General features: G+C 43.8%; 26 protein-coding genes and 1 other annotated feature. Of the genes, 3 read left to right on the top strand and 23 right to left on the bottom strand.

Annotation, left to right across the window (positions count from 1 at the left end; all coding sequences use genetic code 11):
• Positions 1–13: 13 nt before the first annotated feature.
• The 4 genes from ruvB to ACSBOP_RS05845 all read right to left on the bottom strand — a co-directional run bounded on the left by ruvB (position 14) and on the right by ACSBOP_RS05845 (position 3,026).
• Entirely contained in the window at positions 14–1,018 is a 1,005-nt protein-coding gene (gene ruvB, locus ACSBOP_RS05860) for a Holliday junction branch migration DNA helicase RuvB (protein ID WP_442603502.1), read from the bottom strand.
• 18 nt (positions 1,019–1,036) lie between these two features.
• The gene (ruvA, locus tag ACSBOP_RS05855; RefSeq protein ID WP_442603501.1) at positions 1,037–1,699 is read right to left on the bottom strand and encodes a Holliday junction branch migration protein RuvA; all 663 of its coding nucleotides are present in this window, start codon (positions 1,697–1,699) and stop codon (positions 1,037–1,039) included.
• Positions 1,696–2,199: a crossover junction endodeoxyribonuclease RuvC gene (ruvC, locus tag ACSBOP_RS05850; protein ID WP_442603500.1), complete on the bottom strand. Its 504-nt coding sequence runs from the start codon at positions 2,197–2,199 to the stop codon at positions 1,696–1,698. The genes ruvA and ruvC overlap by 4 nt, the downstream gene beginning before the upstream one ends.
• Positions 2,200–2,351: 152 nt before the next feature.
• Positions 2,352–3,026: a BofC C-terminal domain-containing protein gene (locus tag ACSBOP_RS05845; protein WP_442603499.1), complete on the bottom strand. Its 675-nt coding sequence runs from the start codon at positions 3,024–3,026 to the stop codon at positions 2,352–2,354.
• Between the two features lie 148 nt (positions 3,027–3,174).
• Here ACSBOP_RS05845 and ACSBOP_RS05840 point away from each other — a divergent pair, with 148 nt between their 5' ends.
• Positions 3,175–5,055, top strand: coding sequence for a hypothetical protein (locus ACSBOP_RS05840; RefSeq protein WP_442603498.1), 1,881 nt, complete (start codon positions 3,175–3,177; stop codon positions 5,053–5,055).
• Positions 5,056–5,134: 79 nt separating this feature from the next.
• On the opposite strand, the gene ACSBOP_RS05835 is transcribed toward ACSBOP_RS05840, so the two are convergent.
• From ACSBOP_RS05835 to ACSBOP_RS05805, 7 genes are all read right to left on the bottom strand, one after another.
• Positions 5,135–6,073 carry a LysM peptidoglycan-binding domain-containing protein gene (locus ACSBOP_RS05835; RefSeq protein ID WP_442603497.1) on the bottom strand — a complete coding sequence of 313 codons (939 nt, stop codon included), beginning with the start codon at positions 6,071–6,073 and terminating at the stop codon, positions 5,135–5,137.
• A 157-nt stretch (positions 6,074–6,230) separates the two neighbouring features.
• Positions 6,231–7,112: a branched-chain-amino-acid transaminase gene (gene ilvE, locus ACSBOP_RS05830; protein WP_442603496.1), complete on the bottom strand. Its 882-nt coding sequence runs from the start codon at positions 7,110–7,112 to the stop codon at positions 6,231–6,233.
• Between the two features lie 7 nt (positions 7,113–7,119).
• The gene (pheA, locus tag ACSBOP_RS05825) at positions 7,120–8,004 is read right to left on the bottom strand and encodes a prephenate dehydratase (RefSeq protein WP_442603495.1); all 885 of its coding nucleotides are present in this window, start codon (positions 8,002–8,004) and stop codon (positions 7,120–7,122) included.
• Entirely contained in the window at positions 8,001–8,969 is a 969-nt protein-coding gene (thrB, locus tag ACSBOP_RS05820) for a homoserine kinase (RefSeq protein ID WP_442603494.1), read from the bottom strand. The genes pheA and thrB overlap by 4 nt, the downstream gene beginning before the upstream one ends.
• A 12-nt stretch (positions 8,970–8,981) precedes the next feature.
• Positions 8,982–10,049: a threonine synthase gene (thrC, locus tag ACSBOP_RS05815; protein ID WP_442603493.1), complete on the bottom strand. Its 1,068-nt coding sequence runs from the start codon at positions 10,047–10,049 to the stop codon at positions 8,982–8,984.
• A 38-nt stretch (positions 10,050–10,087) separates the two neighbouring features.
• Positions 10,088–11,377, bottom strand: coding sequence for a homoserine dehydrogenase (locus tag ACSBOP_RS05810; protein WP_442603492.1), 1,290 nt, complete (start codon positions 11,375–11,377; stop codon positions 10,088–10,090).
• A gap of 30 nt (positions 11,378–11,407) precedes the next feature.
• Positions 11,408–11,878 (bottom strand): ACT domain-containing protein, encoded by a 471-nt coding sequence (locus tag ACSBOP_RS05805; protein WP_442603491.1) that lies wholly within the window; start codon positions 11,876–11,878, stop codon positions 11,408–11,410.
• Between the two features lie 168 nt (positions 11,879–12,046).
• Here ACSBOP_RS05805 and ACSBOP_RS05800 point away from each other — a divergent pair, with 168 nt between their 5' ends.
• Both ACSBOP_RS05800 and ACSBOP_RS05795 read left to right on the top strand, forming a co-directional pair.
• Positions 12,047–12,556: an NUDIX hydrolase gene (locus ACSBOP_RS05800; protein WP_442603490.1), complete on the top strand. Its 510-nt coding sequence runs from the start codon at positions 12,047–12,049 to the stop codon at positions 12,554–12,556.
• A 100-nt stretch (positions 12,557–12,656) separates the two neighbouring features.
• Entirely contained in the window at positions 12,657–14,057 is a 1,401-nt protein-coding gene (locus tag ACSBOP_RS05795) for an aldehyde dehydrogenase (RefSeq protein ID WP_442603489.1), read from the top strand.
• An 80-nt stretch (positions 14,058–14,137) separates the two neighbouring features.
• Here the strand turns inward: ACSBOP_RS05795 and obgE are convergent, their stop codons facing one another.
• The 12 genes from obgE to mreD all read right to left on the bottom strand — a co-directional run bounded on the left by obgE (position 14,138) and on the right by mreD (position 23,818).
• Positions 14,138–15,439: a GTPase ObgE gene (obgE, locus tag ACSBOP_RS05790; protein WP_442603488.1), complete on the bottom strand. Its 1,302-nt coding sequence runs from the start codon at positions 15,437–15,439 to the stop codon at positions 14,138–14,140.
• A gap of 11 nt (positions 15,440–15,450) precedes the next feature.
• On the bottom strand, positions 15,451–16,209 hold the full coding sequence (locus ACSBOP_RS05785; protein ID WP_442603487.1) for a Spo0B domain-containing protein: 759 nt from the start codon (positions 16,207–16,209) through the stop codon (positions 15,451–15,453).
• A 150-nt stretch (positions 16,210–16,359) separates the two neighbouring features.
• Positions 16,360–16,659 carry a 50S ribosomal protein L27 gene (gene rpmA, locus ACSBOP_RS05780; protein WP_442603486.1) on the bottom strand — a complete coding sequence of 100 codons (300 nt, stop codon included), beginning with the start codon at positions 16,657–16,659 and terminating at the stop codon, positions 16,360–16,362.
• A gap of 5 nt (positions 16,660–16,664) precedes the next feature.
• Positions 16,665–17,012, bottom strand: a complete 348-nt coding sequence (locus ACSBOP_RS05775) for a ribosomal-processing cysteine protease Prp (protein ID WP_442603485.1) — start codon at positions 17,010–17,012, stop codon at positions 16,665–16,667.
• A gap of 9 nt (positions 17,013–17,021) precedes the next feature.
• A complete protein-coding gene (gene rplU / locus ACSBOP_RS05770; protein ID WP_442603484.1) occupies positions 17,022–17,333 on the bottom strand; it encodes a 50S ribosomal protein L21 in 312 nt (103 codons plus the stop codon).
• A 14-nt stretch (positions 17,334–17,347) separates the two neighbouring features.
• Positions 17,348–17,447, bottom strand: a sequence feature (ribosomal protein L21 leader region).
• 51 nt (positions 17,448–17,498) lie between these two features.
• Positions 17,499–18,674, bottom strand: coding sequence for an Rne/Rng family ribonuclease (locus ACSBOP_RS05765; protein WP_442603483.1), 1,176 nt, complete (start codon positions 18,672–18,674; stop codon positions 17,499–17,501).
• Between the two features lie 21 nt (positions 18,675–18,695).
• A complete protein-coding gene (locus tag ACSBOP_RS05760; protein ID WP_442603482.1) occupies positions 18,696–19,571 on the bottom strand; it encodes a site-2 protease family protein in 876 nt (291 codons plus the stop codon).
• Positions 19,564–20,436, bottom strand: coding sequence for a peptidoglycan DD-metalloendopeptidase family protein (locus tag ACSBOP_RS05755; RefSeq protein WP_442603481.1), 873 nt, complete (start codon positions 20,434–20,436; stop codon positions 19,564–19,566). The genes ACSBOP_RS05760 and ACSBOP_RS05755 overlap by 8 nt, the downstream gene beginning before the upstream one ends.
• Positions 20,437–20,579: 143 nt before the next feature.
• Positions 20,580–21,734, bottom strand: coding sequence for an FtsW/RodA/SpoVE family cell cycle protein (locus ACSBOP_RS05750; protein ID WP_442603480.1), 1,155 nt, complete (start codon positions 21,732–21,734; stop codon positions 20,580–20,582).
• A 9-nt stretch (positions 21,735–21,743) separates the two neighbouring features.
• Positions 21,744–22,538 (bottom strand): septum site-determining protein MinD, encoded by a 795-nt coding sequence (gene minD, locus ACSBOP_RS05745; protein ID WP_442603479.1) that lies wholly within the window; start codon positions 22,536–22,538, stop codon positions 21,744–21,746.
• Between the two features lie 41 nt (positions 22,539–22,579).
• Positions 22,580–23,221 (bottom strand): septum site-determining protein MinC, encoded by a 642-nt coding sequence (minC, locus tag ACSBOP_RS05740; RefSeq protein ID WP_442603478.1) that lies wholly within the window; start codon positions 23,219–23,221, stop codon positions 22,580–22,582.
• Positions 23,222–23,278: 57 nt separating this feature from the next.
• The gene (gene mreD / locus ACSBOP_RS05735; protein WP_442603477.1) at positions 23,279–23,818 is read right to left on the bottom strand and encodes a rod shape-determining protein MreD; all 540 of its coding nucleotides are present in this window, start codon (positions 23,816–23,818) and stop codon (positions 23,279–23,281) included.

Genomic DNA, 23,818 nt, shown 5'->3' with positions numbered 1-23,818 from the left:
GACGTATGCAAGCTTAATTTGATTTAGGAATTGGAATACCCAAATGATTGTAAGCTTGAGGCGTTACCATACGACCTCTTGGTGTACGTTGCAAAAAACCGATTTGAAGCAAATAGGGCTCATAGACATCTTCAATCGTCTGACTTTCTTCCCCGATTGTTGCCGCAATTGTATCAAGACCTACAGGTCCCCCAGCAAAACTCGTGATGATCGAGCGAAGCATTTTGTGATCAATCTCATCGAGACCCAAGTCATCGATCTGAATCGATTTTAGAGCTTGTGCTGCAATTTCAGGCGTAATGATACCGTCACCTATTACTTGTGCAAAATCACGCACCCGCTTCAACAAGCGGTTCGCAATCCTCGGTGTACCTCGTGAACGCATCCCAATCTCTCTAGCCGCCTCACCGACAATCCCTACTTCCAATATGTCAGCTGTACGAGATACGATATAAGTCAGTTCATCCACAGAATAATATTCAAGGCGTGACACAACGCCAAAACGATCTCGAAGTGGAGATGAGAGCAAACCTGCCCGAGTTGTCGCACCAATTAGTGTAAAAGGAGGCAAGTCCAGACGAACAGATCGTGCGGATGGTCCTTTTCCGATAATAATATCGAGTGCAAAATCCTCCATAGCTGGATACAGTACTTCTTCCACTGTACGATGCAAGCGATGAATTTCATCAATGAAAAGAACATCGCCTTCCTGCAAGTTGGTAAGGATCGCAGCTAGATCACCAGGGCGTTCAATCGCTGGACCTGAAGTCGTTCGGATACCGACCCCCAGTTCATTGGCAATAATGTTCGACAACGTCGTTTTACCAAGTCCAGGAGGACCATACAAAAGCACATGGTCAAGCGCTTCCTTACGCTGCTTAGCAGCTTCAATATATATTTTTAAATTTTCTTTGGCTTGTGCTTGTCCAATATATTCCGCTAAATAGCGAGGACGCAGACTAAACTCGACTCCGCTATCTTCCATCATTAAATTAGCGGAAATAATTCGATCTTCCATGTTCATCCCCCTACAACTCTACTGCTTATAAAGCGCCTGCAGTGCATGACGCACGATAATATCAACTGAGCTATCTGTCTCTGAAAGCTTACCACGAACCGACTGTATCGCTCGATCTGCCTCAGCTTCGCTATATCCAAGTGCAAGCAGCACTTCTTTGGCAGCCTGCCATTCGGAGGAGACACCCGTAGAGCTTTCAGCTGGAACAAGATCTAGTCCTAAGCCGATATCAATACTTGAAGCCCATGAAGCGCTACTAAGTGCTCCACCACCTTCCAGTGCAGCACCTAGTTTGTCTTTCAAGTCCAGAATTAGACGCTGAGCCGTCTTTTTTCCGATACCCGGCAACTTGCATAAGAAGTTCAGGTTATCACTACGAATCGCCGAAATAACAGCCTCAGGCCTAGCCCCACCGAGTATGCCGAGGGCAACTTTCGGTCCGATGCCCGATACTTCTATTAATCTACGAAACAAATATTGTTCTTCTCTAGTCGGGAAGCCAAATAACAGATGTGCGTCTTCTCTCACATGATAATGAACGAACAATGTTAATTCTTCTCCATCACGAAATTTAGGTTCATGTGGATTTGGACACCATACTCGATACCCGACCCCATTTACATCCAATACGACATAATCTATTTCTTTAACCGCAAGGCGACCCCGTAAAAAATCGATCATATTTTTTTACCCTCGTTCATTTTATTTAATAGAGTGGATGAATGTGCATGACAAATAGCAACCGCAAGTGCATCTGCCACATCGTCAGGCTTCGGAACAGCCGACAGCTTCAAGAATACCTTAACCATCTCCTGCACCTGCTTCTTCTCTGCTTTACCATAACCGACAATCGCTTGTTTGATCTGAAGTGGTGTATATTCCGCAATGGGCAAGTTATGCTGCACAGCAGCTAGAATGAGTACACCGCGCGCTTGTGATACCGACATTGCCGTCGTCACATTCCGATTGAAAAATAATTTCTCAATAGCCACTGCATCCGGTTTATAGCGCTTAATAAGCTCCTGAATGGAGTCATAGACCTGTTTTAAACGCTCTGCAGGGTCTGTATGTGCCTCTGTCTGGATGCACCCATATTGGACGGGTGTGAGCCTTGATCCTATTTTATCAATAAAGCCGAAACCGACAATTGCAATCCCCGGATCGATGCCTAAAATACGCAAGCGAAATCTCTCCTTTTTCACCAAAAAGCGAACATATGTATTCACTGCCATTATAGCAGATCACAACAAAAAGAGATAGGCACTCCCCGCTTAGGAGTGGATACCTATCTCATCCATGACCTTTTCGTTCTACAGACGCATACGTTTTAAACCTACGAAGAAGGGTCTATTCTCGGTGCATACTCAGCCAATGCATAATCTGCAAATGTTGATAACACAGAGTTGTATTCGTCTACATCCTTCACACGAATTCCTTTCATTAGCTGCGAAATCGTATCATCCGGCAGCGCACTGCGTAAATGCTGAATATTTAATTGGAAAAAGGTTCGCATGACTTTCTTCTCAGCTGGGAGCCCGTCAAATAATGAGAAAACACCTTTCTCATCCAATCCAAAATAAGCCCCCTTCTTACACTGTGGCGACAAATCCGAAATGTGTTGACTCATATAAACCGTTCCATCTGGATGTAAAGCAATCGACCAATCAGGATGCTCAGTAAGGAGTTCATCCACTTTACTCGGGGACAACAGTCCTAGATTTTGCAATTCTTCTCCACAAACATACTTTTTCTGTAAAATCACTTCACGATCCTGGTTCGTATTTCTTATCTCGGCCAACGTCTTCACTTGATCAGGATGAATCTTCTGATCAGAAGGTGCAAATACACTTTGAATTTCACCTTGTATCTGGTTAACGCCCGATTTTACGTTTGCTTTATAACCGCCAATAATGAGCAGGACGATCACGATAAAGAATCCGAGCGGCAGCCATTTGCGTTGGCGACGAAGCATCTTCTTCCATTGTCTCAGTATTTTGAAAACAACCACGTTGATCCCCTTCTATTCATTCGATTTTTCTCTATTTTTCCCATTCGATGCATTGGATATACATAGAGGATTTAGGACAAGAGAGGTCGAACCAGTAGTAGAGAATCTTCTATGAAATAAGGATGAAACTTTCAGGAGGAAAGAAAAGATGAACCGTTGGACCAAAACCAATTGGAGAATCCTATATGGAAGTGTATTTGCGCTATGCTGCATCGTGCTCATACTCACATCATTAAGCAGGCAGCAAACTCAGACACCAAACCCGCAATCTCCACTTCCTATAACAACGCCTCTTCCTACACCTAAGGATAGTACGGCGTCGGCAAATAAACTCTTTGATAAAATTCAGCAGGATAAATTTCACTCTATTCGCATTAGTGAGAATGACCAATACTGGGATTATGAACCTGGTCAACAAATTTGGTTCTCCCATCGAGATGCTGCAATTACATTCTCCCTTAACATTCCGAAAACCACGACATCTACAATGGAGCAGTTCGAGACGATTAGACGCAACATTGCGGTTACGACTACACGAGGAGAGCCTGTATCCTTCACAGCAGCGATAGGTTCAGGGGACCAGCACATTATCATTTCATTAAAAGGGGCGCCTACGACGGACTTAGCCATCAGTTTCTTCTCACCTAGCCACAATGAGAGCAAGCAGATCAATGTTTATTACATGAAGCCCATTACATATACAATTACAAGTTCTACTATTCCACTTATCGATCAAGCTTTTAATTGGAGCAGTGAACATATCACCATGCCACGTCCAATTCAAATTGGCGAAAAGTATATGATTAACTTTAGCTTTAGTGAGGAGCTTGACCGTACATCGGTTAACGAGCATTATCAACGCTCCCTTCCAGGTGCACAGTGGAGTATATCTTGGATCGATAATCGATCGTTTGATTTAACCCTGCAATATGAAGAGGCGATTAAAAATAAGTTCGTCACACTTGACGCAACAAGTATCCGTACAGCACGTGGATTCCAAATGAAATCTGAGAAGCATATTTTACTTGAGCCAACAACCCTTGCGAAGTACATCTGGTATGATCCAGTAACACGTACGCAAAATCATCCTTTCACTGCTGATAACTTATATAGCTCGATTGTTCCATCAAGCAAAAATAATGGATTACTTCTCGCCGCATTTCATGTGGAGACAGAGATGCGAGCTGAAATGATATACGAACTCGTCAATCGCAAAGGCAATGTGCTTCAAACGTTTTTATATCAATTCGATTCTGAACTGCTAAACCCGAAATGGAATTCGCAGTCAGAAGAAATCATATCGATCCGACGAGGCTCTAAATTTACTGAGCTGCAGCGTTTTGACACGACCACACTGCAATTTGATTCGATATGGACAGTACCTAAAGCAAACGGTAGAATAATCGGTTTCGACATCGATGCACAAGCCGGAACCCTTGCTATTATCTGGGGCATCATGAACGATAAAAATATTATCCATATGCAGCTAGAAGTTCTCGATGGTTTTAATGGCAAAACGATCAAGCATTATGACAATTTAGGCTCGAATACTTGTTATGAAGGCTCATGTATCACGGATGTGCAATGGTTAGAAGGCAAAAAAATAATCTACCCATCCGATTCCGGACTACAGATTCTTGATATCGCAACCGGACAAACACGTATCCTTCATAAATCTCCGAGTGGAAAGAAATTGACACAAAAAATTGTTCAATATGCTGGACACACCTGGAATGTTCTCGTTCAAGCGGACAAAGGAAATGAGCAATGGACGTGGACCAGTATGGATCAAGAAATTTCGTTCCAAACTTCCATGGGTATCTCACCTGAAACCCGGCTGTCAGGTCCTTATATGACCGGTGCAGTAGCGTTATTCTATGTTGAAGGCAAAGGATGGTATCGCATCGATCCGAAGGCAAAAAATGCACGCCTACTCTCTACAGAAGAATCGCCAACCATCAATCCCAATTTCATTGTAGGTGAGCAGGAAGGGAAGTGGCTCATTTCTACTCAAAGACAGCCCAAATAGAAATTTTTTTCTTAATAAACAAATGTGGAGTATCTCAGCTTCTGCTCAGATGCTCCACTTTTATTTCTTAAATGGTACCTTACATTTTGATCCAAGGCCGCCCATTTTTCGTCGTCGTTCTAGAGGTTGTTTTGGAAGATTTTTTAGAAAGCGATGAGGTTTTCGCCTTTACCTTGGATTTCTCACTAGATTTAGTCGTTTTCTGTTTGTTAGCTGATGGAGCTGCCTCAGATTGCTGATCTACTGCAGCATTCAAAATTTGATGAATTTGTGCTTTCAATTGTTCCGTATCAATCCCTTGCTCCGGCGCAATTTGAGTTGAATCATCATATGGGAGTGCTGGAATATTAGTTCGAGGGTCAATCGCATACGTTTCATAAGGGTTTGTCACATTTGTCTCATAGACGGGATAGTTCGTTCCCCATTCTGTATTCATCGGCATGATTCTCTGCTGCTCTTCTATCGCGTAGTTATAATTCACTTCAGGTAAGATACTCTCAGATGTTACGTAAGCATTACCAGTATACGTATCTGCTTCCTGACCCGTGATCGTCTCTTGCTTCCAATCGACTTGATTCTCTTCACGAACTTCTTCCTGGGCAGTTTCTATTGGCTGACGTCCCTCTACTTTACTTCTCTTAACAACTGGCTCTGCAACCATACTGACATGAGCGATTGTGTCTGCCAGTTTGGGAATGTTCACAATTTCACCGCTTAATAACACATTAGGATTTCTGAGCTGCGGATTTACAGATATTAAGACTTTCAATGGCACATTCCATGCTTTGCTCAACTTCCACAGCGTATCTCCTTGATGAACCGTATGTTGATGTAAATACTGTGCTGGAGGAAGTTCAATGGGTGTGGGCGGAATTGGGACTTTCACCTTTACGCCTGGCTCCAAGTCATCTCCTCTTACTAACATGGGATTAGTTGCGGCTAACTTATCCAGATCGACATTATATTTTGTCGCGATACTAAATAGGGTATCCCCTTTTTTCGAAATATGAATTTTCAACTTAAATCCTCCTTCTGATTCCTTTAATCCCCTCGCCCATCTCAAGACAGTACATTTTATGCAGGTTCTGGGCTTTTGACCTCTAGTTACAAAAAAAAATCCCATGCACAAGTGTTAAACACTGTCTGCACGGAATTTTAAGCGTCCACAGGACGAACTATTCGTATATTTTTACACCGTCAACCTCAACAAATGAACGGAATTCTTGTAACAAGTGAGTCGTAATCGGACCCGCTTTACCATCACCGATGATACGACCATCTACTTCACGCACAGCGATTACTTCTGCTGCTGTACCTGTGAAGAACACTTCGTCGGCAACATATACATCATGAAGTGTAAATGGCTCTTCTTTCATTTTGTAACCAAGACGCTCGCAAAGCTCGATAATCGCGCCACGCGTAATTCCTTCAAGAGCTCCGCAGTAGCATGGAGGTGTGTAAAGCGTTCCACGTTTAATGATAAAAATATTATCTGCGGATCCTTCAGCCACATAGCCTTGGGAGTTAAGCATGATCGCTTCGCCCACACCTGCAAGATTCGCTTGGATTTTAACCAGAATGTTGTTTAAATAATTGAGTGATTTGATCTTCGGATTTAATGCATCTGGAATATTGCGGCGTTGGGATACGGAAACCGTCTTTAGACCGTTCTGATACATTTCTTCGGTATAGATCGCAAGTTTTTCTACAATAATGATCACGCTTGCTTTAGGGGAACGACGAGGGTCTATTCCGAGATCACCAGCTCCACGCGAGACGATTAAACGGATATAGCCATCACGCAGACCGTTACGACGAATCGTCTCTACCATCACGTCTTGCATGTCTTCATAGGAGAGCGGGATGTTCAACATAATCGATTTCGCTGAATCATAGAGGCGGTCCAAGTGCTCTTTACATTTAAAAATGTTGCCGTTATAAATACGAATTCCTTCAAAAATACCATCACCATATAGGAAACCATGATCGAAGATGGAAACCTTTGCTTCCGCTTTACTAACGTATTCGCCGTCTAAATAAATACATTGTTCTGACATGTGAAACTTACACCTCCATCATAATGGGGCCGCTTTTGTGCGTATAGCACGGGTAACAGCCCAATATTCTTACTTCGCAGCCGATGGCCTCAATCTCCTCGAAGGATGAACGCAGCAAAATAGAATCCAGAGAACCCTCAATTTCGATATAAAAATAGTAATTCCCTAGCTTCTTCTTCGTAGGTCTGGACTCAATACGAGACAAATTGATGCGCCGCCAAGCAAATGCAGAGAGCACCTGATGAAGTCCACCCGGATAATCCTCAGGCATCGTGACTAGAATCGTCGTTTTCATATGCTCAGATTTCTGCAGCTGTGGTTTTTCTTCCCCAACTAACAAAAACCGTGTCACGTTATCTTTATGATCTTGAATCAATGCAGCAAGTACAGGTACATCATAAAGTTTGGATGCATTTGTTGTCCCGAAAGCAGCAGTTGCGGGATCTTTCGCAGCTTGTACCTGACGCACACCTTCTGCTGTCGTGCTTACCTGTTCAATTTCTACATCAGGCATATGCTGCTTAATAAACTGGCGACATTGTGCTAAGGCAACAGGATGCGAGAGCACTTTACGGATGTGACGATACGGGTTCTCAGAATCTATCTGCCCTTTGGGTGTAAAGCCTATTAAATTGATATCTACAGGATAAACCCACTCAGCTTGTATTGGCAAATCAACTTCATGCACAAGCCAGTCCATATGCAGAGCAACTGAACCATCTATTGTATTTTCAATCGGGATGACACCATAATCTGTCTGCCCACTAGCTGTTTGTGTAAATACGTCAGAAATAAATCTACTATTTACATATTCATAGTGACCACTCCCAAGAAAATGCTGTACAGATTCTTCGGAAAACGTACCGGGTCCTAGTAGTGCTATTCGTCTCATACAGCAAGTTCTCCTTTTGCGAGCTCTAGTAATGAACAGTCCCCTTGTTCAGCAGGCAGTACTTGAACACCCGTTAGACAAGGGCGCAGCAGCCTAGTATCAACTTCAATCTGATGCTTCACAAATGTATTTCTTAAAAAGGCTTCAAGCTCATCTCTACGCCCACCTCGAGCATCTAGTAATGCAAGCATCGTTGGACCTGCTCCCGATAGGGCGGCACCAAGTGCGCCGTGTTCTACAGCGCGATCCAAGATCTCTGTCATACCTGGGATGAGCGCTGCACGATGCGGCTGATGCAAGCGATCCTGCATCGCATGACGGATCATCGCAAGGTTACCAGTAGCAAATGAAGCAACAAGTAAAGAGGAATGGCTGAGGTTATACACAGCCTCGGGAAGCGCCACAGACTGCGGCAGCACGTGGCGTGCCTTTTCCGTCGATAGTTGGAACGACGGAATCGCAACCAGCACCTCCATATCGAGGTGCGGCTCTAGTCGGATGTGCTCCGCCCGAGCACCATCCCAGAATGCGACGACAATGCCGCCGAACAGCGAGGCGCCAACATTGTCGGGGTGCTTCTCCAGCTGGGAAGCCAGCTGGAAGAGGCGGTCAGCGGATAGCTTACCGCCGATCAGAGCGTTGGCGGCGCTTAGTGCGCCAACAATAGCGGACGCGGAGGAGCCGAGCCCCCGCGTTAAGGGGATTTCGCTGTACATCCCAATGTACAGCTCAGGGTGATGTTCGCCTGCTTCGGCGAACACCATCTGTGCAACCTCATAAATCAAATTGGATTTATCAAGTGCTACTCCTTCCAAATTGTCGCCAAAGAGCTCAATTTGAGTCTTTTCAGCAAATCCCATCTCGATCCAAGCATATATTTCAAGTGCCATCCCAAGCGAATCAAACCCGGGTCCCAAATTCGCTGTAGAAGCAGGAACCTTAACTCGTACGCGTTGATGTCTCATCTTGTTCCCACCTTAACCTTGCGATTCCAGCTTCGCAATTGCTTCCATTACAGCTTCTTCTGTATCTTGAACAACGAGCGGCTCTGTAGCCACGGTTTTAATTGCTATGTTAGGATCTTTCAATCCATGTCCAGTCAATACACATACAACCTTTTGGCCTTTAGTGAAATATCCTTCACTATGCAATTTCAATACACCAGCGATGGATGCTGCAGAACCTGGCTCTGCAAAAATTCCTTCTTTAGCTGCAATCAAGCGATAGGCATGCAAAATCTGATCATCCGTTACATAATTAATTTGACCCTTAGATTCTTCAGCTGCAGCTACTGCTGTTTTCCATGATGCCGGGTTGCCAATACGAATCGCTGTTGCTACTGTTTCTGGTTCCAGAATCGGTTCTCCTTTGACAATTGCCATTGCGCCTTCTGCTTCGAATCCGATCATTTTAGGTAAGGAATGGATCTTACCCCGCTCTTTAAACTCTTTAAATCCTTTCCAATATGCCGAAATATTACCCGCATTTCCAACTGGAATTGCTAAATAATCAGGTGCTTCGCCCAGCTGCTCACACACTTCAAAAGCAGCTGTCTTCTGACCTTCAATTCGATAAGGATTCACTGAGTTTACCAAAGTGATTGGGTGCTTTGCTGTAATTTCACGAACAATTTCAAGCGCACGGTCAAAGTTACCTTCGATCGCAATTACTTTTGCACCATAGATCATCGCTTGTGCAAGCTTACCAAGTGCAATGTTGTTATTTGGAATCAACACGATACAATTCAAATTTCCTCTAGCCGCATAAGCTGCAGCTGCTGCCGATGTATTCCCTGTAGAAGCACACATAATCGTACGTGAACCTTCTTCCATCGCCTTGGCAACCGCCATTACCATACCGCGGTCCTTGAATGAACCTGTAGGGTTTAAGCCCTCATATTTAAAATACAGATCAAGACCAAGTTCTTCCGATAACTGATCGGCACGAACAAGCGGTGTATTTCCTTCATGTAAAGTTAAATTTGGTGTATTCTCATTCACTGGTAAAAACTCTTTATATTGATGCAGCAATCCCATGTATCTCATCGTATGTCCGCCTCTCCCTATTCGTATCAATTTATCGATTAACCTTCAACACGGTACACGCTTTTAATGGAGCGAATGACTTCCAAATGGTCAAATTCAGCAATCACTTGATTCATTGCTGCACGATTCGCACCATGTGTAATAATAATAATTTCAGCATTCGGGTTATGTGCGTTCGGATGCTGCAATACGGATTCCAGACTTACATCATATTGCGAGAATACTTGTGTAATTCTAGCTAGCACACCTGCTTTATCGTCCACATGTAACAACAAGAAGTATTTAGATGAAATTTGCTCATCAGACTTCAACTTTTTCTCTTTATAGGGCTTGAACACTTCATGTCCACTTACACCCGCTTGTAGATTACGAATCACGGCAACTAGATCTGCAACGACGGAAGTAGCCGTTGGCATTGTGCCTGCACCTGGGCCATAGAACATTGTCTCGCCAACTGCTTCTCCGTACACATACACAGCATTAAATACGCCATTAACAGAAGCAAGTGGATGTGTTCTCTTCACCATTGTTGGTTGTACCGAAACACTAATATGATCATCTTGGCTCTCTGCGATCCCTAATAGCTTCACTTCATAACCAAGCTGCTTCCCATATGCGATGTCTTCCTTCGTTACTTGAGAAATCCCTTTTACTTCAACATCATTTAAATCAACGTTCGCGTGAAATCCGAGCGTGGATAGGATTGTCATTTTACGAGCAGCATCCAGCCCTTCAACGTCGGAAGTTGGATCTGCTTCTGCATAACCAAGTTCTTGTGCTTCTTTTAATACATCGAGGTATGCAACGCCTTCTTGACTCATTTTCGTTAAAATATAGTTCGTTGTCCCATTCACGATTCCCATTATTTTGGTAATTCTGTCCGAGGAGAATCCATCAATCAACGTTCTGATAATTGGAATTCCACCAGCAACACTTGCCTCATAAAATACGTCGCAGCCCTTTTCCGCTGCTTTTGCCAAAATCTCTGGACCATGTAGTGCCATTAAATCTTTGTTCGCTGTTACGACATGTTTTCCGCGTTCCAATGCTTCCAAAATATAAGTGCGAGCCAGTTCAACACCGCCCATTACTTCGATCACAATATCAATTTCGCTATTTGCGATAACATCCTCAGCTTGATCTGTTAGTAAGTCACGATCCACATGGACATTGCGCTCTTTTTCCAAATTCTGCACTAAAATTTTCTCAATACAAATCTGAGCACCTGCTGTCTTTCGCTGTAAATCCTCTTGATGCCCTTCCACAATACGCACAACACCAGTTCCCACAGTTCCTAATCCTAGCAGTCCCACTTTAATAGGTTTCATCTCATCTTCCTCCTATAAACTATGATCTATTTATGAATTGAATGATAATGTTCCGCCTTCACCTAAAATCGAAGCACGCTTCACACCATCTTGCGCACGAAGTGCATGCATCAGCTCATCTACCTTGGGTCCCATTTGCGTTGCATCCATAGAAATGGTTACGTTCGCCATCCCCTGCAGTGGAATCGTCTGATTAATCGTCAGTACATTTCCATCGTGACCTGCAACCATAGACAATACTTGGGACAGAATGCCTGACCGATGTGTCAAATCCATACCAATTGTAATGATTCGCTCGCGTTCCAATTTTGTAATTGGATGAATACGATCTTTATATTTATAAAATGCGCTTCGACTAAGACCAACTTTCTCAACCGCTTCGTGAATCGTATTGACTTCACCACGGGCGAGCAGCTCCTTCGCCTGCACCGTTTTCAAAATGCCTTCTGGAAGAATATCTTCACGGACGACATAATAGTTGTTTTTTTCCTGCACCATCATTAACGTCCTCTCTAAAAATACAACTGTATCCTTACAGTGGACATTATACTGCAAGTACCGCAAAAGGGCAATGGGTGTTTTTTTGCTAATAAAATAGACTCGACCACTGAATTACAGAAATGGTATCCTTTCATTATAGTCAAAAAATTCGTAGGAGTGGATACCCCAATGATGACCTTGCGACTCATGTCTGCCGTTCTCTTATTTAACGAAAGAGATGAGTTACTTATGATGAAACGATCTATAAATCGAACGCTATCTCCTGGAAAATGGGCCGCAGTAGGTGGTCACATTGAGCCTGAAGAGATTGGTACACCAAGGGCCACATGCTTGCGTGAGATTGAGGAAGAGACAGGTATTCAAGCGCATGAGATCTGTGATATGCAGCTCCAGTATGTGCTTCTCCGACTGTTTGGCGGCGAGCTTAGGCAGCAATTTTTTTATACCGCGATGACATCTATGAATCCCCGTATTTCAACCGACGAAGGTGAACTTCACTGGATACCACGGGATCAGATTCTAGATCGAGATTTACCGTTTATTTTCAGGTCGATGTTGGAACATTATTTGGTCAATGAGACAAGTTCCCACCCTTGGGTAGGAACTGCTGGCTTAAGCCATGATCATGGAACACCCACGATTCATTGGATCCCATTTGTAGACCCATTAATTCGATAAATGTCATGCATCTATTAAAAAATCAGCATGCGTACATCGCTTTTGCTATACATATAGCTAAAGCTCCATTACGGTCATGTGTGGAAAAGAGGGTGATTGTATGAATAAGGTTGCACAACAGATTGTCGAACGAATAAGACGTTTCTTCGCAACCGGGGCAACTCTAGATGTAGAAGTACGTATTCAAGCCCTTCGCAAGCTCCAGGAAGCAATAAAGCGTCATGAACCTCAGCTGCTTGAAGCATTAAGACTAGATCTAAATAAAACCAACTTTGAAGCTTATACAACAGAAATTGGTATCATCTTATCTGAGATCACGCACACACTTAAGCACTTGCGTCGCTGGGCGAAACCGAAACGTGTGAAAACGGCCGTTATCCACTTCGGTGCGCGTGGTATCATCTACCCAGAACCTTTCGGCGCAGTCCTTGTTATTGCACCATGGAATTATCCCTTTCAACTCTCTCTTGCCCCTGTCATTGGCGCTATCGCTGCAGGTAATTGTATTGTACTTAAACCGTCCGAGCAGGCGCCCCATACATCCGCAGCCCTTGTAAAGCTGATTAAAGACGCTCATTCGAATGGCTTGGCAGAAGGGATATTGAGTGTGGTCGAAGGTGATGCAGAGGTCAGTACTGCACTATTGCATCAGCACTGGGATTACATTTTTTTCACAGGTGGACCTGCAGTGGGTAAAATCGTCATGGAAGCTGCAAGTAAGCATTTAACACCGGTCACGCTAGAGCTTGGTGGAAAAAGCCCTTGCATCGTCCACCATGATGCCAATATCAAACTTGCTGCCAAACGAATTGTTTGGGGCAAGTTCTTGAACTCCGGCCAAACCTGCGTTGCGCCGGATTATGTCCTCGTGCACGAATCCGTGCACGGAGCCCTTGTTGCCGCGATGCAAGCCTCCATCGCGGAGCTTTACGGCGAGTCGCCCAGCGATCCCCGCCGCAAGGAGTTGCCGGCCATCATCAGTGGCCGGCACTATCGCCGCCTGCGTGCGCTGCTGGATCGCAGCAGCGGCACGCTCCTTGTCGGAGGCGGCGGGGAGGAGGATCGTCGGTATATCGAACCGACGATCCTCGGTAACATGACGTGGGAGGACCCCATCATGGAAGAGGAAATATTCGGACCGATCCTACCGATCTTCACCTATAACGAATTGGAGCGCGAAGTCATAGTACCCATCACCACAAGACCGAAGCCGCTTGCACTCTATCTTTTCTCTGAATCTAAGAGACTGCAAAAAGACTTGTTACAGCGAATTTCATTCGGCTGTGGTGCGATCAACGATACGGTGATTCAATTCGCCTCCCACCACCTGCCTATTGGCGGCGTTGGCAACAGCGGTATGGGTAGATATCACGGGCATCACACCTTCGACCTGTTCTCTCATCACAAAAGCGTGCTGCACCAGACAACCCGCTTTGATCTGCCATTTCGTTATCCTACTATGAAAAATGGCTTGCAATGGATTAAGAAAATCTTAAAATAACTAGAATGTGAAATCAAAAAAAGGGCCGCCCTCGAAGTTGAAAATCAACTCCTTGGACTGCCCTTATTTATATTTGCATGTTATTGATGTTCCACAAACTCAAACTCTACGTCACAAATGCGGATAACTGCACCTTCTTCTACACCACGATCACGCAATGCTTGGTCGATACCCATTTTACGAAGAATACGCGCAAAGCGCAGAACCGATTCTTGTGTGGAGAAATTTGTCCGTTTGAATAAACGCTCAATTGCAGCCCCTTCAACAACGAATACATCATTATCTCGACTAATCGTGAACGATTGATCTTCTTTCGGAGCAAGGCGGTATACTTTACGCTCTTCTACCTCAGCGATATCTTCCAGAAGCGGCATATCTGGAATGTTTGCAAGCAGATCTGCAGCCTTATACAGAAGCTCTTGCACGCCATCTTTGGTTACCGCAGAAACCGGGAATATCGAATATTCTTTACCAGACTCTGCTAACTTTTGTTTGAAAATTGCAAGCTGCTCTTCTGACTCTGGAATATCCATCTTATTCGCTACAATGAGCTGTGGACGTTCCTCTAACTTCGCATTGTATTGCTTCATCTCTTCGTTGATTGTAAGCCAATCCTGATAAGGATCACGACCCTCAGAAGCTGACATATCAATAACGTGAATAATCGCGCGCGTACGCTCTACGTGACGTAGGAAGTCATGACCCAGACCTACACCTTCGCTGGCCCCTTCAATAAGTCCAGGCAAATCTGCCATAACGAATGAGCGACCATCCCCCACATCTACAACACCTAAGTTCGGAGTAATCGTTGTAAAATGGTAGGCACCAATCTTCGGTCTAGCCGCAGAAACGACAGATAAGAGTGTGGATTTCCCTACACTCGGGAACCCAACAAGACCGATGTCCGCCATCACTTTAAGCTCGAGCACAACCCAACGCTCAACGCCTTCTTCACCTTTTTCAGCAATTTCAGGTGCTGGATTATTCGGTGTTGCAAATCGTGTATTCCCACGGCCGCCGCGACCACCCTTGGCAATCACAACCTCTTGACCATGACGCGTTAAATCGGCAAGCACTTCATTCGTGTCATCATCGATTACAATCGTACCCGGTGGTACTTTCACAATCATATGCTCCGAATTTGCACCATGCTGACTTTTATTGCGCCCTTTTTCACCACGGTCCGCTTTAAAGTGCTTTTGGTAGCGGAAATCGACGAGTGTTCTTAAACCTTCTTCTACTCGGAAAATAACACTTCCGCCACGGCCACCATCACCACCAGCAGGACCACCCTCTGGTACATATTTTTCACGACGAAACGCAACTAAACCGTCGCCACCGTCGCCACCTTTTACATAAATCTTCGCTTTATCTACAAACATTACCTTTCACCTCATCCGGTCTGAAACGGGATACGTATTGTAACTACCGCTTCTTGCTCGCCAAACGTCATCTCGTCTGCGGCTAGCTCCTCTGTTCTGCAAACCAATTCCTTCTCCAAGCCCCGCTCCAGTTGATCCCGTTCATACGCTCCTTGGTATACAAAATCACACAACAGCGCATCGCCTTCTTGGCAGTATTGTACCGACAATACATTCGGGTTTTCCTCAGCAAGCTGTGCATACACTTGAAACAAAGTCACGACTGTACGTGTCAACGCAGTGATCGTCTCAGCTTTAATCGGCAACTGGGATAAATCGACTTCCTGCACGATATCGATTTCAAGCTCCATCTTGCTGCTATCCATCCTTGCCTTGAGTAAATAAACGATAAGCGATGGAATACCTAGCTTGGACAAGAAACTGTCCTGCAGCATCTTACCTTTTATTTTCTCCATTGTATCCTGTAAATTATCAACTTTTTTTAGTTGAATATACCCGAATAAAATTTGAAAATGATTCATCCAATCATGTCTGAATCGATTAATGACACGCAGCAACTCCACATCATGATGAAGAGTTGATTCTGCCGTTTCCAGCTGACACCGTCTTCGAACCTCGTTGCGATCTGCTCTAAGTGCCAATATCACGAGCATAATTGCCACGCCTGCAAGCCCCAACCTGACACCAATATGCCAAGGTATCACAATGCCCGCAAGACCAACTAATATGGCTAGTATATACCCGATCGTTGCGCTTCTCCAGCGTTTCATCCACTTCTCCCCGATCCTTTGGAACTTTGCTAAGTCAGTATATCATTTAACTTGGAAAAGTTCACCACTATCTTTAAAGGACAGTTCAAGCTTCAAATTCTAGAGAAAAAAAGCCCTGACGAACGTGTCGCCAGGGCTTTTATGCTAACCTTATGCTTCGACAGCAGCTGTCTCGAATGCATAAACGCTCGCTTTCTTACGGTCGCGTCCCATACGTTCGAATTTCACAACGCCAGGAATTAGTGCGAACAACGTGTCGTCTTTACCGATGCCAACGTTGTTACCTGGGTGAATTTTCGTACCGCGTTGGCGAACGATAATGCTTCCAGCTGTAACACCTTGACCATCAGCACGTTTTACACCAAGACGTTTGGAGTGGGAATCACGTCCGTTCTTTGTGGAACCCACACCTTTTTTGGATGCGAATAACTGAAGATCTAATCTCAACATAGATGTCAACCTCCTTTTGAATAAGATGTTTGTACATTTATATGCTCACTGTACGTTTCTTCGATCGAATTAAGCATGACGACCATACTATCTAGCAACAACGATACTCGTTCAGCAACTTGTGAATCGATTCCTTGCGGAATTTCCACTTGCAGCAGTCCGCTTTTAACTTTCGTCTTCGGCGTCACACGAGTAAGTGCTTCGATAGAATTAACTGTTCCGACAGTAATTGCAGAAACAGCTGCGCAGACAATGTCTTTGCCGTGTTCGTCATAATTAGCATGTCCTTCAACCTTAAAAGAAGTAATAGCTGAATCTTTCACGTCTTTACGCCTTATGGTAACTCGTATCATAGTGGCCTCTTACGCTTGGATTTTTTCAATCACAACTTTCGTGTATGGTTGACGGTGACCTTGCTTACGACGGTAGTTTTTCTTCGCTTTGAATTTAAAAACGATGATTTTCTTGTCTTTACCGTGCTTTTCTACTTTCGCAGAAACGGAAGCACCGGAAACAACCGGAGAACCTACTACTAAACCGTCTTCTTTGGATACTGCCAATACGCGGTCAAAAGTTACTACTTCGCCCTCGCCTGCAGTCATTTTTTCGATAAATAATACATCGCCCTCTTGAACTTTGTATTGTTTACCACCAGTTTCAATAATTGCGTACATTTTGTTGCACCTCCCTCATGTCTCAGACTCGCCTACGTCTAGGTGATGACCCTTACAGTCATAAATGACGTAACGTCATACTTGAATACCCGATTCGTGCGGTTACAGCATGTGTTAGCAACACACTTGAAATACTTTATCATAATTACAAGGCGAAAGCAACGCCTATTTACGTTTTCGTGTCATTTCTAACAAACCAAGTTTTGTCCAGCCGACAACAATCGTCTTGGAACGATCTTTACGAGCCGCTTGTACAAGTGTTTCCATGATTTTGGCACGATTCGCTTCCTGCGTCATATCAATAAAATCGATAACGATCATTCCACGGATATTACGAAGCCGCAGCAGCCTTGCGATTTCACTAGCCGCCTCTAAGTTTGTCTGGAACACGGTTTCCTCTAAATGCGTAGAACCAACATATTTGCCTGTATTCACGTCAATTACAGTCAAGGCTTCTGTTGGATCAATAACTAAATATCCACCGCTTGGTAGCCATACTTTCCGACGAAAGGCACGGCCTAACTCATCTGTAACACCAAATTTATCGAAAATCGACATAGGGTCCTCATAAAGCTTAACAGTTGGCATTATGCCTGTTCCTGCATGTGTCAGTTGGCGATTCAGAAGCTGCTGCATCTCCTCACAAACCTCACTGCGGTCAATCCACACTTCACCTACCTCATGATTAATTACATCACGAGCCAATTTCGGCAGAAGATCTAAATCTTGGTATAGCTGGGCAGGTGCTTGGCTTTCCACGCTTTTCTTTTCCACACTTTTCCACAGCTCACGTAGTTCGGTTAAGTCCCGCTGCAGTGCATCTTCACTTTGTCCGGATGCTACCGTGCGCACAATGATGCCTTCTTCACCGTGCTTCAAATTTTCCATAATCGTCTTTAATCTCAGCTTCTCCGCATCAGAGTCAATTTTGCGTGAAGCTGCTACATAGTCTGCATAGGGCATGTACACGATCCATTTACCTGGTATGGAGAAATGTGTCGTTATTCTTGCCCCTTTAGACCCTTCAGGATCTTTTACTACTTGTACCATCAACTCTTGCCCAACCGAAATTAAATCGTTAATTAATGGCTTAGAAAGCGGTTGTTTTTCCAAATGTACGGGAAGTAAATCATCTATGTATAAAAATGCATTCTTTTCAAGACCAATATCAATAAAAGCAGCCTGCATCCCTGGCAGCACATTCACGACACGCCCTAAATAAATGGAGCCTGCCCGCTGCTTATCCAGCAGGTGCTGTACGTCATATTCCACAAGTCGCCCATCTTCAATAACAGCTGCCTGTGTTAACTCAGGTTTGCAATGCACAATAACTTGCCTCATGCCCTCACCCCAAGTGATATTTTACATGAAAAGCTCTGAAACTGCACTCCCCTGTTTTTTTTCATAAAAAAAAGCATACAACAGCCGCTGCTCAGGTAAGACGCCTTGAATTTTTCCATATTCATTCACAACGTAAACCAAGTGATAGCGCTCACGCTTAAGCAATTTGAGGATTTGTTCAATTGTACGATGCTTGGTGACGACAATCGGCTGTGCAAGTGTCCCCGAATGAATGAGGATGCTCCCGCGCTCCCCTCGAACCGCCAGAAACCGTAGAAAATGAAAAGGCACCTGCCGCCATGCATACCAATTCGAGACGAGGAGAAACACCCCAACCACCGCAATACTAAGCTGAATACGCCCCAAAGCGATCTCATGTATGGCCACACCAACGACAATCAAACTAAGGATTAGAGAGAGCATAATGCTTACACGAATCGTACGATGATAGGGCAGAAGATAGCTAACGGCGCATTGCATCACTTTCCCGCCATCTAGCGGCAAGATTGGGAGTAAATTAAATAAGCCAAGCATCAGATTGGCTTGAATAAAATAATCCCACCATACAGGATCAAACACACCGCATGCTTTCATCAACAGAGCTAGACCGATCATCCAAATATGTTGTAGCGGTCCTGCAATTGCAACAATAAGCTCTTCCCAAGCTGGCACATTACCTAATTCCTCAACTTCCGCAACACCACCAAAAGGAAGCAGCCTTACAATTTTTAACCGCCAACCGAACCCGCGGATCGCTGCCACATGACCCATCTCATGGATCAGGACAATACCAAACAGCGTCAGTGCCTCCATAAAATATCCGGTTATAATAGATAGCAGCAACATAATCGTAAATAGGGGATGAATACTAAAGGTTATTCCAAAGCATTTAATCAAACGAAATCACATCCACCGGATCCACGCTCATCTTGTCCTTTTTGATAGCAAAGTAAAGAGTACCTGTTCCCTTGATTTCATCTTTTGCTGCATAACCAATTGTCTCACCTGCTTTAATCCAATCATTCACTTGGAGCTTCGCCCCATCCATCCAACCATAAACAGACTGTACCCCTTCAGGGTGCTGAATGACGATTGTATATCCTGTCGTTTCACTCTCACCTGCACGGATTACTTGACCATCGTCCATCGCGAATACAGGAGTGCCCGTACGAGCAGATAACAAGATGCCTCCATTTGATTGTGTATATGGAACCGTGACTTTACCTTGCAGCGGAGCGAAATAATTACGTTTATTACCTAGGCTCGCTTTTATAGCATCGTCTTTTCCTTTGCTATTAAAGACAGGGATAAAGGAAGGAGAATCACCAAAAGTTCGATGATACCAAGTCGAAATTGCTTCATAGGAAATGGGCTGTACAAGTAATGTTGCGATGTAAGATTGTCCCTTTTGAGCGAGTGGATGTTTCAATTGAAACAGAGCCCAAATCAGAATAAAAAGCAGCAGCGCAACCCACGCCTTCGTTCGAAAACCTCGCCATATGGTTAATGGAGGTTCTCCATGATCTTCATGGTCCAATTTATATTTTTGTCTCCATACAAATTCAGGGTCATTCATTCTTGGATCATAGTTTCTCTCCGAGTCATCTGGTAGGAACGAGGGCAATACAGACGGTTGTTGAAGTCCCTGTGGCTTAGGTAATCGGAGTTGATCATGATCAACTCGCTCGACTTGATTACCATTTTCTTGCAATAACTTTATTCTTTCCAACCGACGTTGGCGAACATTATTTTTGATTTGCACCTGCTTGCCTCCTTCTTCACAAAGCTTGTACTTCATGAAAGTTGATTACTCTACTTTATGAATAGACATGGCCAAATAGACCCTCTTCGATCGGATTCATCAACAAAAAGAGCCCAGCCGCAGCTGAGCTCTTAAAAAGCGTATCAATCATTTTCAAAGTCAAAGTACTTGTCTTGGTGCAGTTTCACACTCATTACAAGACCCATTGAAATCATGTTAATAAACAATGAAGTTCCGCCGTAAGAAATAAAGGGAAGTGTAATCCCTGTTAACGGCATAACTCCGATCAACATCCCGATATTCTGGAAGATCTGGAGAACGAACATGGAGACAATTCCAATAATGATGTAAGAACCACTCAGGTGGATACTTCGAATCGAAATTAGAATCATGCGGTAAATAAGTACAAAGTACATTAATAGCAGTATAGCACCACCACGGAATCCGAACTCTTCCCCAATAACCGCGAAGATTGTATCCGAGTAGCCATAAATGATACCGCCGCTATGGGTAGCCTGCCCTTGCATAAAGCCTTGGCCTGCAAGACCACCAGATCCAATCGCGACCAGAGCTCTGCGCTGCTGAAGGATCCAATCCTTATCTACATTTTCAGAGTATAAGAAACCATCAATCCGCTTCACCCAGTGACCAAAATGATTATCAACTAGAAATGTCGTAATAGACTCATGATACGTATTGTACAAGTAATAGGAAAGTAGACCAGTACCCACAATTATAGCCACACCGATAAACGCATGCAAATATCGAATGTTGCCAATCCAATACATACCAAACAGGATAATGACATAGATCATCGCATTTCCCATATCCGGCATAACCATTACCATAAGAAAAGGAACAAAGACGAGTACCCCAATTGGCAGTACATCTCGTACGAATTCTAATCGTTCTCCTCTACGCTTAGCAAGCCAAGCACCGATGACCAAGATCAAGATCAGCTTCATAAACTCCGCAGGCTGAAAACTTAGATTACTTGTAATCTTGAACCAGCCCTTTGCCCCATTCTGCTCAGTACCAAATAAGAAGATGGCAATCAGCAATGCAATACCAATACCGTATAAATAGGGCCAATATTTCATTAGAACACGATAATCAAACAACGCTGTAAGGATAAATGCCAAAAGACAGACACCATAGATTCCAAAACTTTTCCCAAAAGAGACCGAAATTTTCGGGTCATTAAATGTAGCGCTATATACGACCATCGTAGAAATAATCATAAAACAAACCAGAATAAAGACGATGATAAAATCAAATTGTTTGAGTTTCTTCAGCAATTCAAGTCCTCATCCTATCCCGAGCATCTTTTTCATTTTTGTGAATACCCCTTGCTTATATTCAAGCGGGGCAAGTGGAACCGAATCACCCAAAATGCGGCGAGCAATGTTCCGATAAGCGATCGACGCTCGTGACGTATCGCTCATCACCGTAGGTTCTCCGGTATTCGCTGCTTTAATGACATGTTCATCATCCGGTACGATGCCAAGCAAATCAATCGCAAGTATAGAGCAAATTTCATCAATATCCAACATTTCGCCTTTTTTCATCATATTCGGGCGAATGCGATTAATGACCAGCTTAGGTGATTTAATACCTGATTTATCAAGTAATCCAATGACACGATCCGCATCACGCGTGGCTGTAAGCTCAGGTGTTGTGACAACGACTGCTTGATCCGCACCTGCAATCGCATTGCGAAATCCATGCTCAATGCCTGCCGGACAATCAATAATAATATAATCAAATTCTTCTTTAAGAGAATCGACAATCTTCTTTATAGATTCAGGCGTAATATCATCTTTATCTTTGGTTTGTGCAGCTGGCAATAAGTATAATTCGGTGAAGCGCTTATCACGAACCAGCGCCTGCTGTAATCTGCAGCGTCCTTCAGCGACATCGACAATATCATAAATAATACGATTCTCTAGTCCCATGACAACGTCCAAATTTCTTAGTCCAATGTCCGTGTCAACCATACAAACTTTTTTGCCTAATAAAGCAAGAGCGGAGCCCAGATTAGCCGAAGTCGTCGTTTTGCCGACTCCGCCTTTACCTGAAGTAACAACAATAGCTTCTCCCATGAACGTTCACTCTCCTTGATATTGAAACAACGGCTTTTTCATTACGGTAAGATGTGATGCAAATGATTAAGTTTATTAATCTGCATCACGCCTTCTTGAATATATGCAAATTCCATATGAGCCTCTTCTATACCCCACTCATCTGGTGAACGTGATACAATACCTGCAATTCGTAATTGTGTTGGTCTCATGTAGGATGCAGCGATAATAGCTGTTTCCTCTCCCTCACAACCAGCGTGAGCCATCCCTCTGAGCGCACCCAAAATATAGATGGATCCCGTGCAAATAATCGAACCTCCTGGATTCACATCACCAAGAAACAGCAAATCCCCACTATGCTCTAAGATTTGTCCAGAACGGACAATTCCTTTGATTGGGTTTAACTTTCCTTGCTGCGAATAATTATCTTTAAGTCCATCTGATTCAATGGATTGAATCAATAGATTACCTTTGGTTCGAAGGATATCCCGAATTTGCTCTTCTTGATCTTCCGTAATACTACGTTTACCAAGCTTCATGTACACATGGACAATTGGCCCAGATAATATCTGAACATGCGATTCTTCTAACATGTGGCGTAAACTACTTAATAACTCTTCAAACTCACAAGTATCCTCGAAACGAAAAACTAAACCTTCTTTGGTTCCCTTTAAGGTTACATGTTGTTTTCTCTCTGCAGTCATCCCATTCAGCCTCCTAATGCTTACAATTCGGCTTGTGGGCAAGTATTTCCTTCCTCGTTATAAAGCTTCTCCGTCTTTTTTCACCAAATGCATCGAATCGATCCACTTGCGCATCGGAATATAAATCGCAAGTGCGAACAGCATATTGAATAATGCACTTGGTAAAACAAAATGAGTCATAGCATGTACAAAAGGTATTTTCGTCACATCAAATAGCAGGTAAAGACTACCTACCATCGCCTCGCAGATTGCATCCCCTATTCCAATTAACACGATGGTGTACAATACAAAATGAGGTCTGAACACTTGCATAAGCCCAATGATGTAGCCTGTTAAACCCATTGCAAACGAAAAAACGCCTATCATATGCCCATAATAAATGAAATCTTGGAATAATCCAAAAATAACGCCATATAGTAAAGCTTGGTGCCTGCCAACATAGAGTCCAAAATAAAGAATGACGACAAGCACAAAGTTAGGTGAGACATGTACATTGGACTGCCAGGATTCAGGCAAAAGCCAAGGCATCAGCGTTCCTTGCACGATAAATAACAACAACATCAATAACCACGGATAATGTCTTCTTAACCCTCTCAT

It is taken from the genome of Paenibacillus sp. KN14-4R, from assembly GCF_052180255.1.
Lineage (GTDB): Bacteria > Bacillota > Bacilli > Paenibacillales > NBRC-103111 > Paenibacillus_AM.
The sequence above is the reverse complement of the archived record's forward strand: the minus strand, read 5'-3'. Positions and strand labels throughout refer to the sequence as shown.

What these genes read in the sequence shown, in the direction of transcription:
- ruvA (WP_442603501.1), bottom strand. Translation starts at nt 1,699, where the DNA reads ATGATCGATTTTTTACGGGGTCGCCTTGCGGTTAAAGAAATAGATTAT.
- pheA (WP_442603495.1), bottom strand. Translation starts at nt 8,004, where the DNA reads ATGAGACGAATAGCACTACTAGGACCCGGTACGTTTTCCGAAGAATCT.
- ACSBOP_RS05805 (WP_442603491.1), bottom strand. Translation starts at nt 11,878, where the DNA reads ATGATGGTGCAGGAAAAAAACAACTATTATGTCGTCCGTGAAGATATT.
- ACSBOP_RS05785 (WP_442603487.1), bottom strand. Translation starts at nt 16,209, where the DNA reads ATGAAACGCTGGAGAAGCGCAACGATCGGGTATATACTAGCCATATTA.
- ACSBOP_RS05800 (WP_442603490.1), top strand. Translation starts at nt 12,047, where the DNA reads ATGATGACCTTGCGACTCATGTCTGCCGTTCTCTTATTTAACGAAAGA.
- ilvE (WP_442603496.1), bottom strand. Translation starts at nt 7,112, where the DNA reads ATGTCAGAACAATGTATTTATTTAGACGGCGAATACGTTAGTAAAGCG.
- minD (WP_442603479.1), bottom strand. Translation starts at nt 22,538, where the DNA reads ATGGGAGAAGCTATTGTTGTTACTTCAGGTAAAGGCGGAGTCGGCAAA.
- thrC (WP_442603493.1), bottom strand. Translation starts at nt 10,049, where the DNA reads ATGAGATACATGGGATTGCTGCATCAATATAAAGAGTTTTTACCAGTG.
- obgE (WP_442603488.1), bottom strand. Translation starts at nt 15,439, where the DNA reads ATGTTTGTAGATAAAGCGAAGATTTATGTAAAAGGTGGCGACGGTGGC.
- mreD (WP_442603477.1), bottom strand. Translation starts at nt 23,818, where the DNA reads ATGAGAGGGTTAAGAAGACATTATCCGTGGTTATTGATGTTGTTGTTA.
- rpmA (WP_442603486.1), bottom strand. Translation starts at nt 16,659, where the DNA reads ATGTTGAGATTAGATCTTCAGTTATTCGCATCCAAAAAAGGTGTGGGT.
- ACSBOP_RS05810 (WP_442603492.1), bottom strand. Translation starts at nt 11,377, where the DNA reads ATGAAACCTATTAAAGTGGGACTGCTAGGATTAGGAACTGTGGGAACT.
- ruvB (WP_442603502.1), bottom strand. Translation starts at nt 1,018, where the DNA reads ATGGAAGATCGAATTATTTCCGCTAATTTAATGATGGAAGATAGCGGA.
- thrB (WP_442603494.1), bottom strand. Translation starts at nt 8,969, where the DNA reads ATGAGACATCAACGCGTACGAGTTAAGGTTCCTGCTTCTACAGCGAAT.
- minC (WP_442603478.1), bottom strand. Translation starts at nt 23,221, where the DNA reads ATGACTGCAGAGAGAAAACAACATGTAACCTTAAAGGGAACCAAAGAA.
- ACSBOP_RS05840 (WP_442603498.1), top strand. Translation starts at nt 3,175, where the DNA reads ATGAACCGTTGGACCAAAACCAATTGGAGAATCCTATATGGAAGTGTA.
- ACSBOP_RS05795 (WP_442603489.1), top strand. Translation starts at nt 12,657, where the DNA reads ATGAATAAGGTTGCACAACAGATTGTCGAACGAATAAGACGTTTCTTC.
- rplU (WP_442603484.1), bottom strand. Translation starts at nt 17,333, where the DNA reads ATGTACGCAATTATTGAAACTGGTGGTAAACAATACAAAGTTCAAGAG.
- ACSBOP_RS05765 (WP_442603483.1), bottom strand. Translation starts at nt 18,674, where the DNA reads ATGAGGCAAGTTATTGTGCATTGCAAACCTGAGTTAACACAGGCAGCT.
- ACSBOP_RS05775 (WP_442603485.1), bottom strand. Translation starts at nt 17,012, where the DNA reads ATGATACGAGTTACCATAAGGCGTAAAGACGTGAAAGATTCAGCTATT.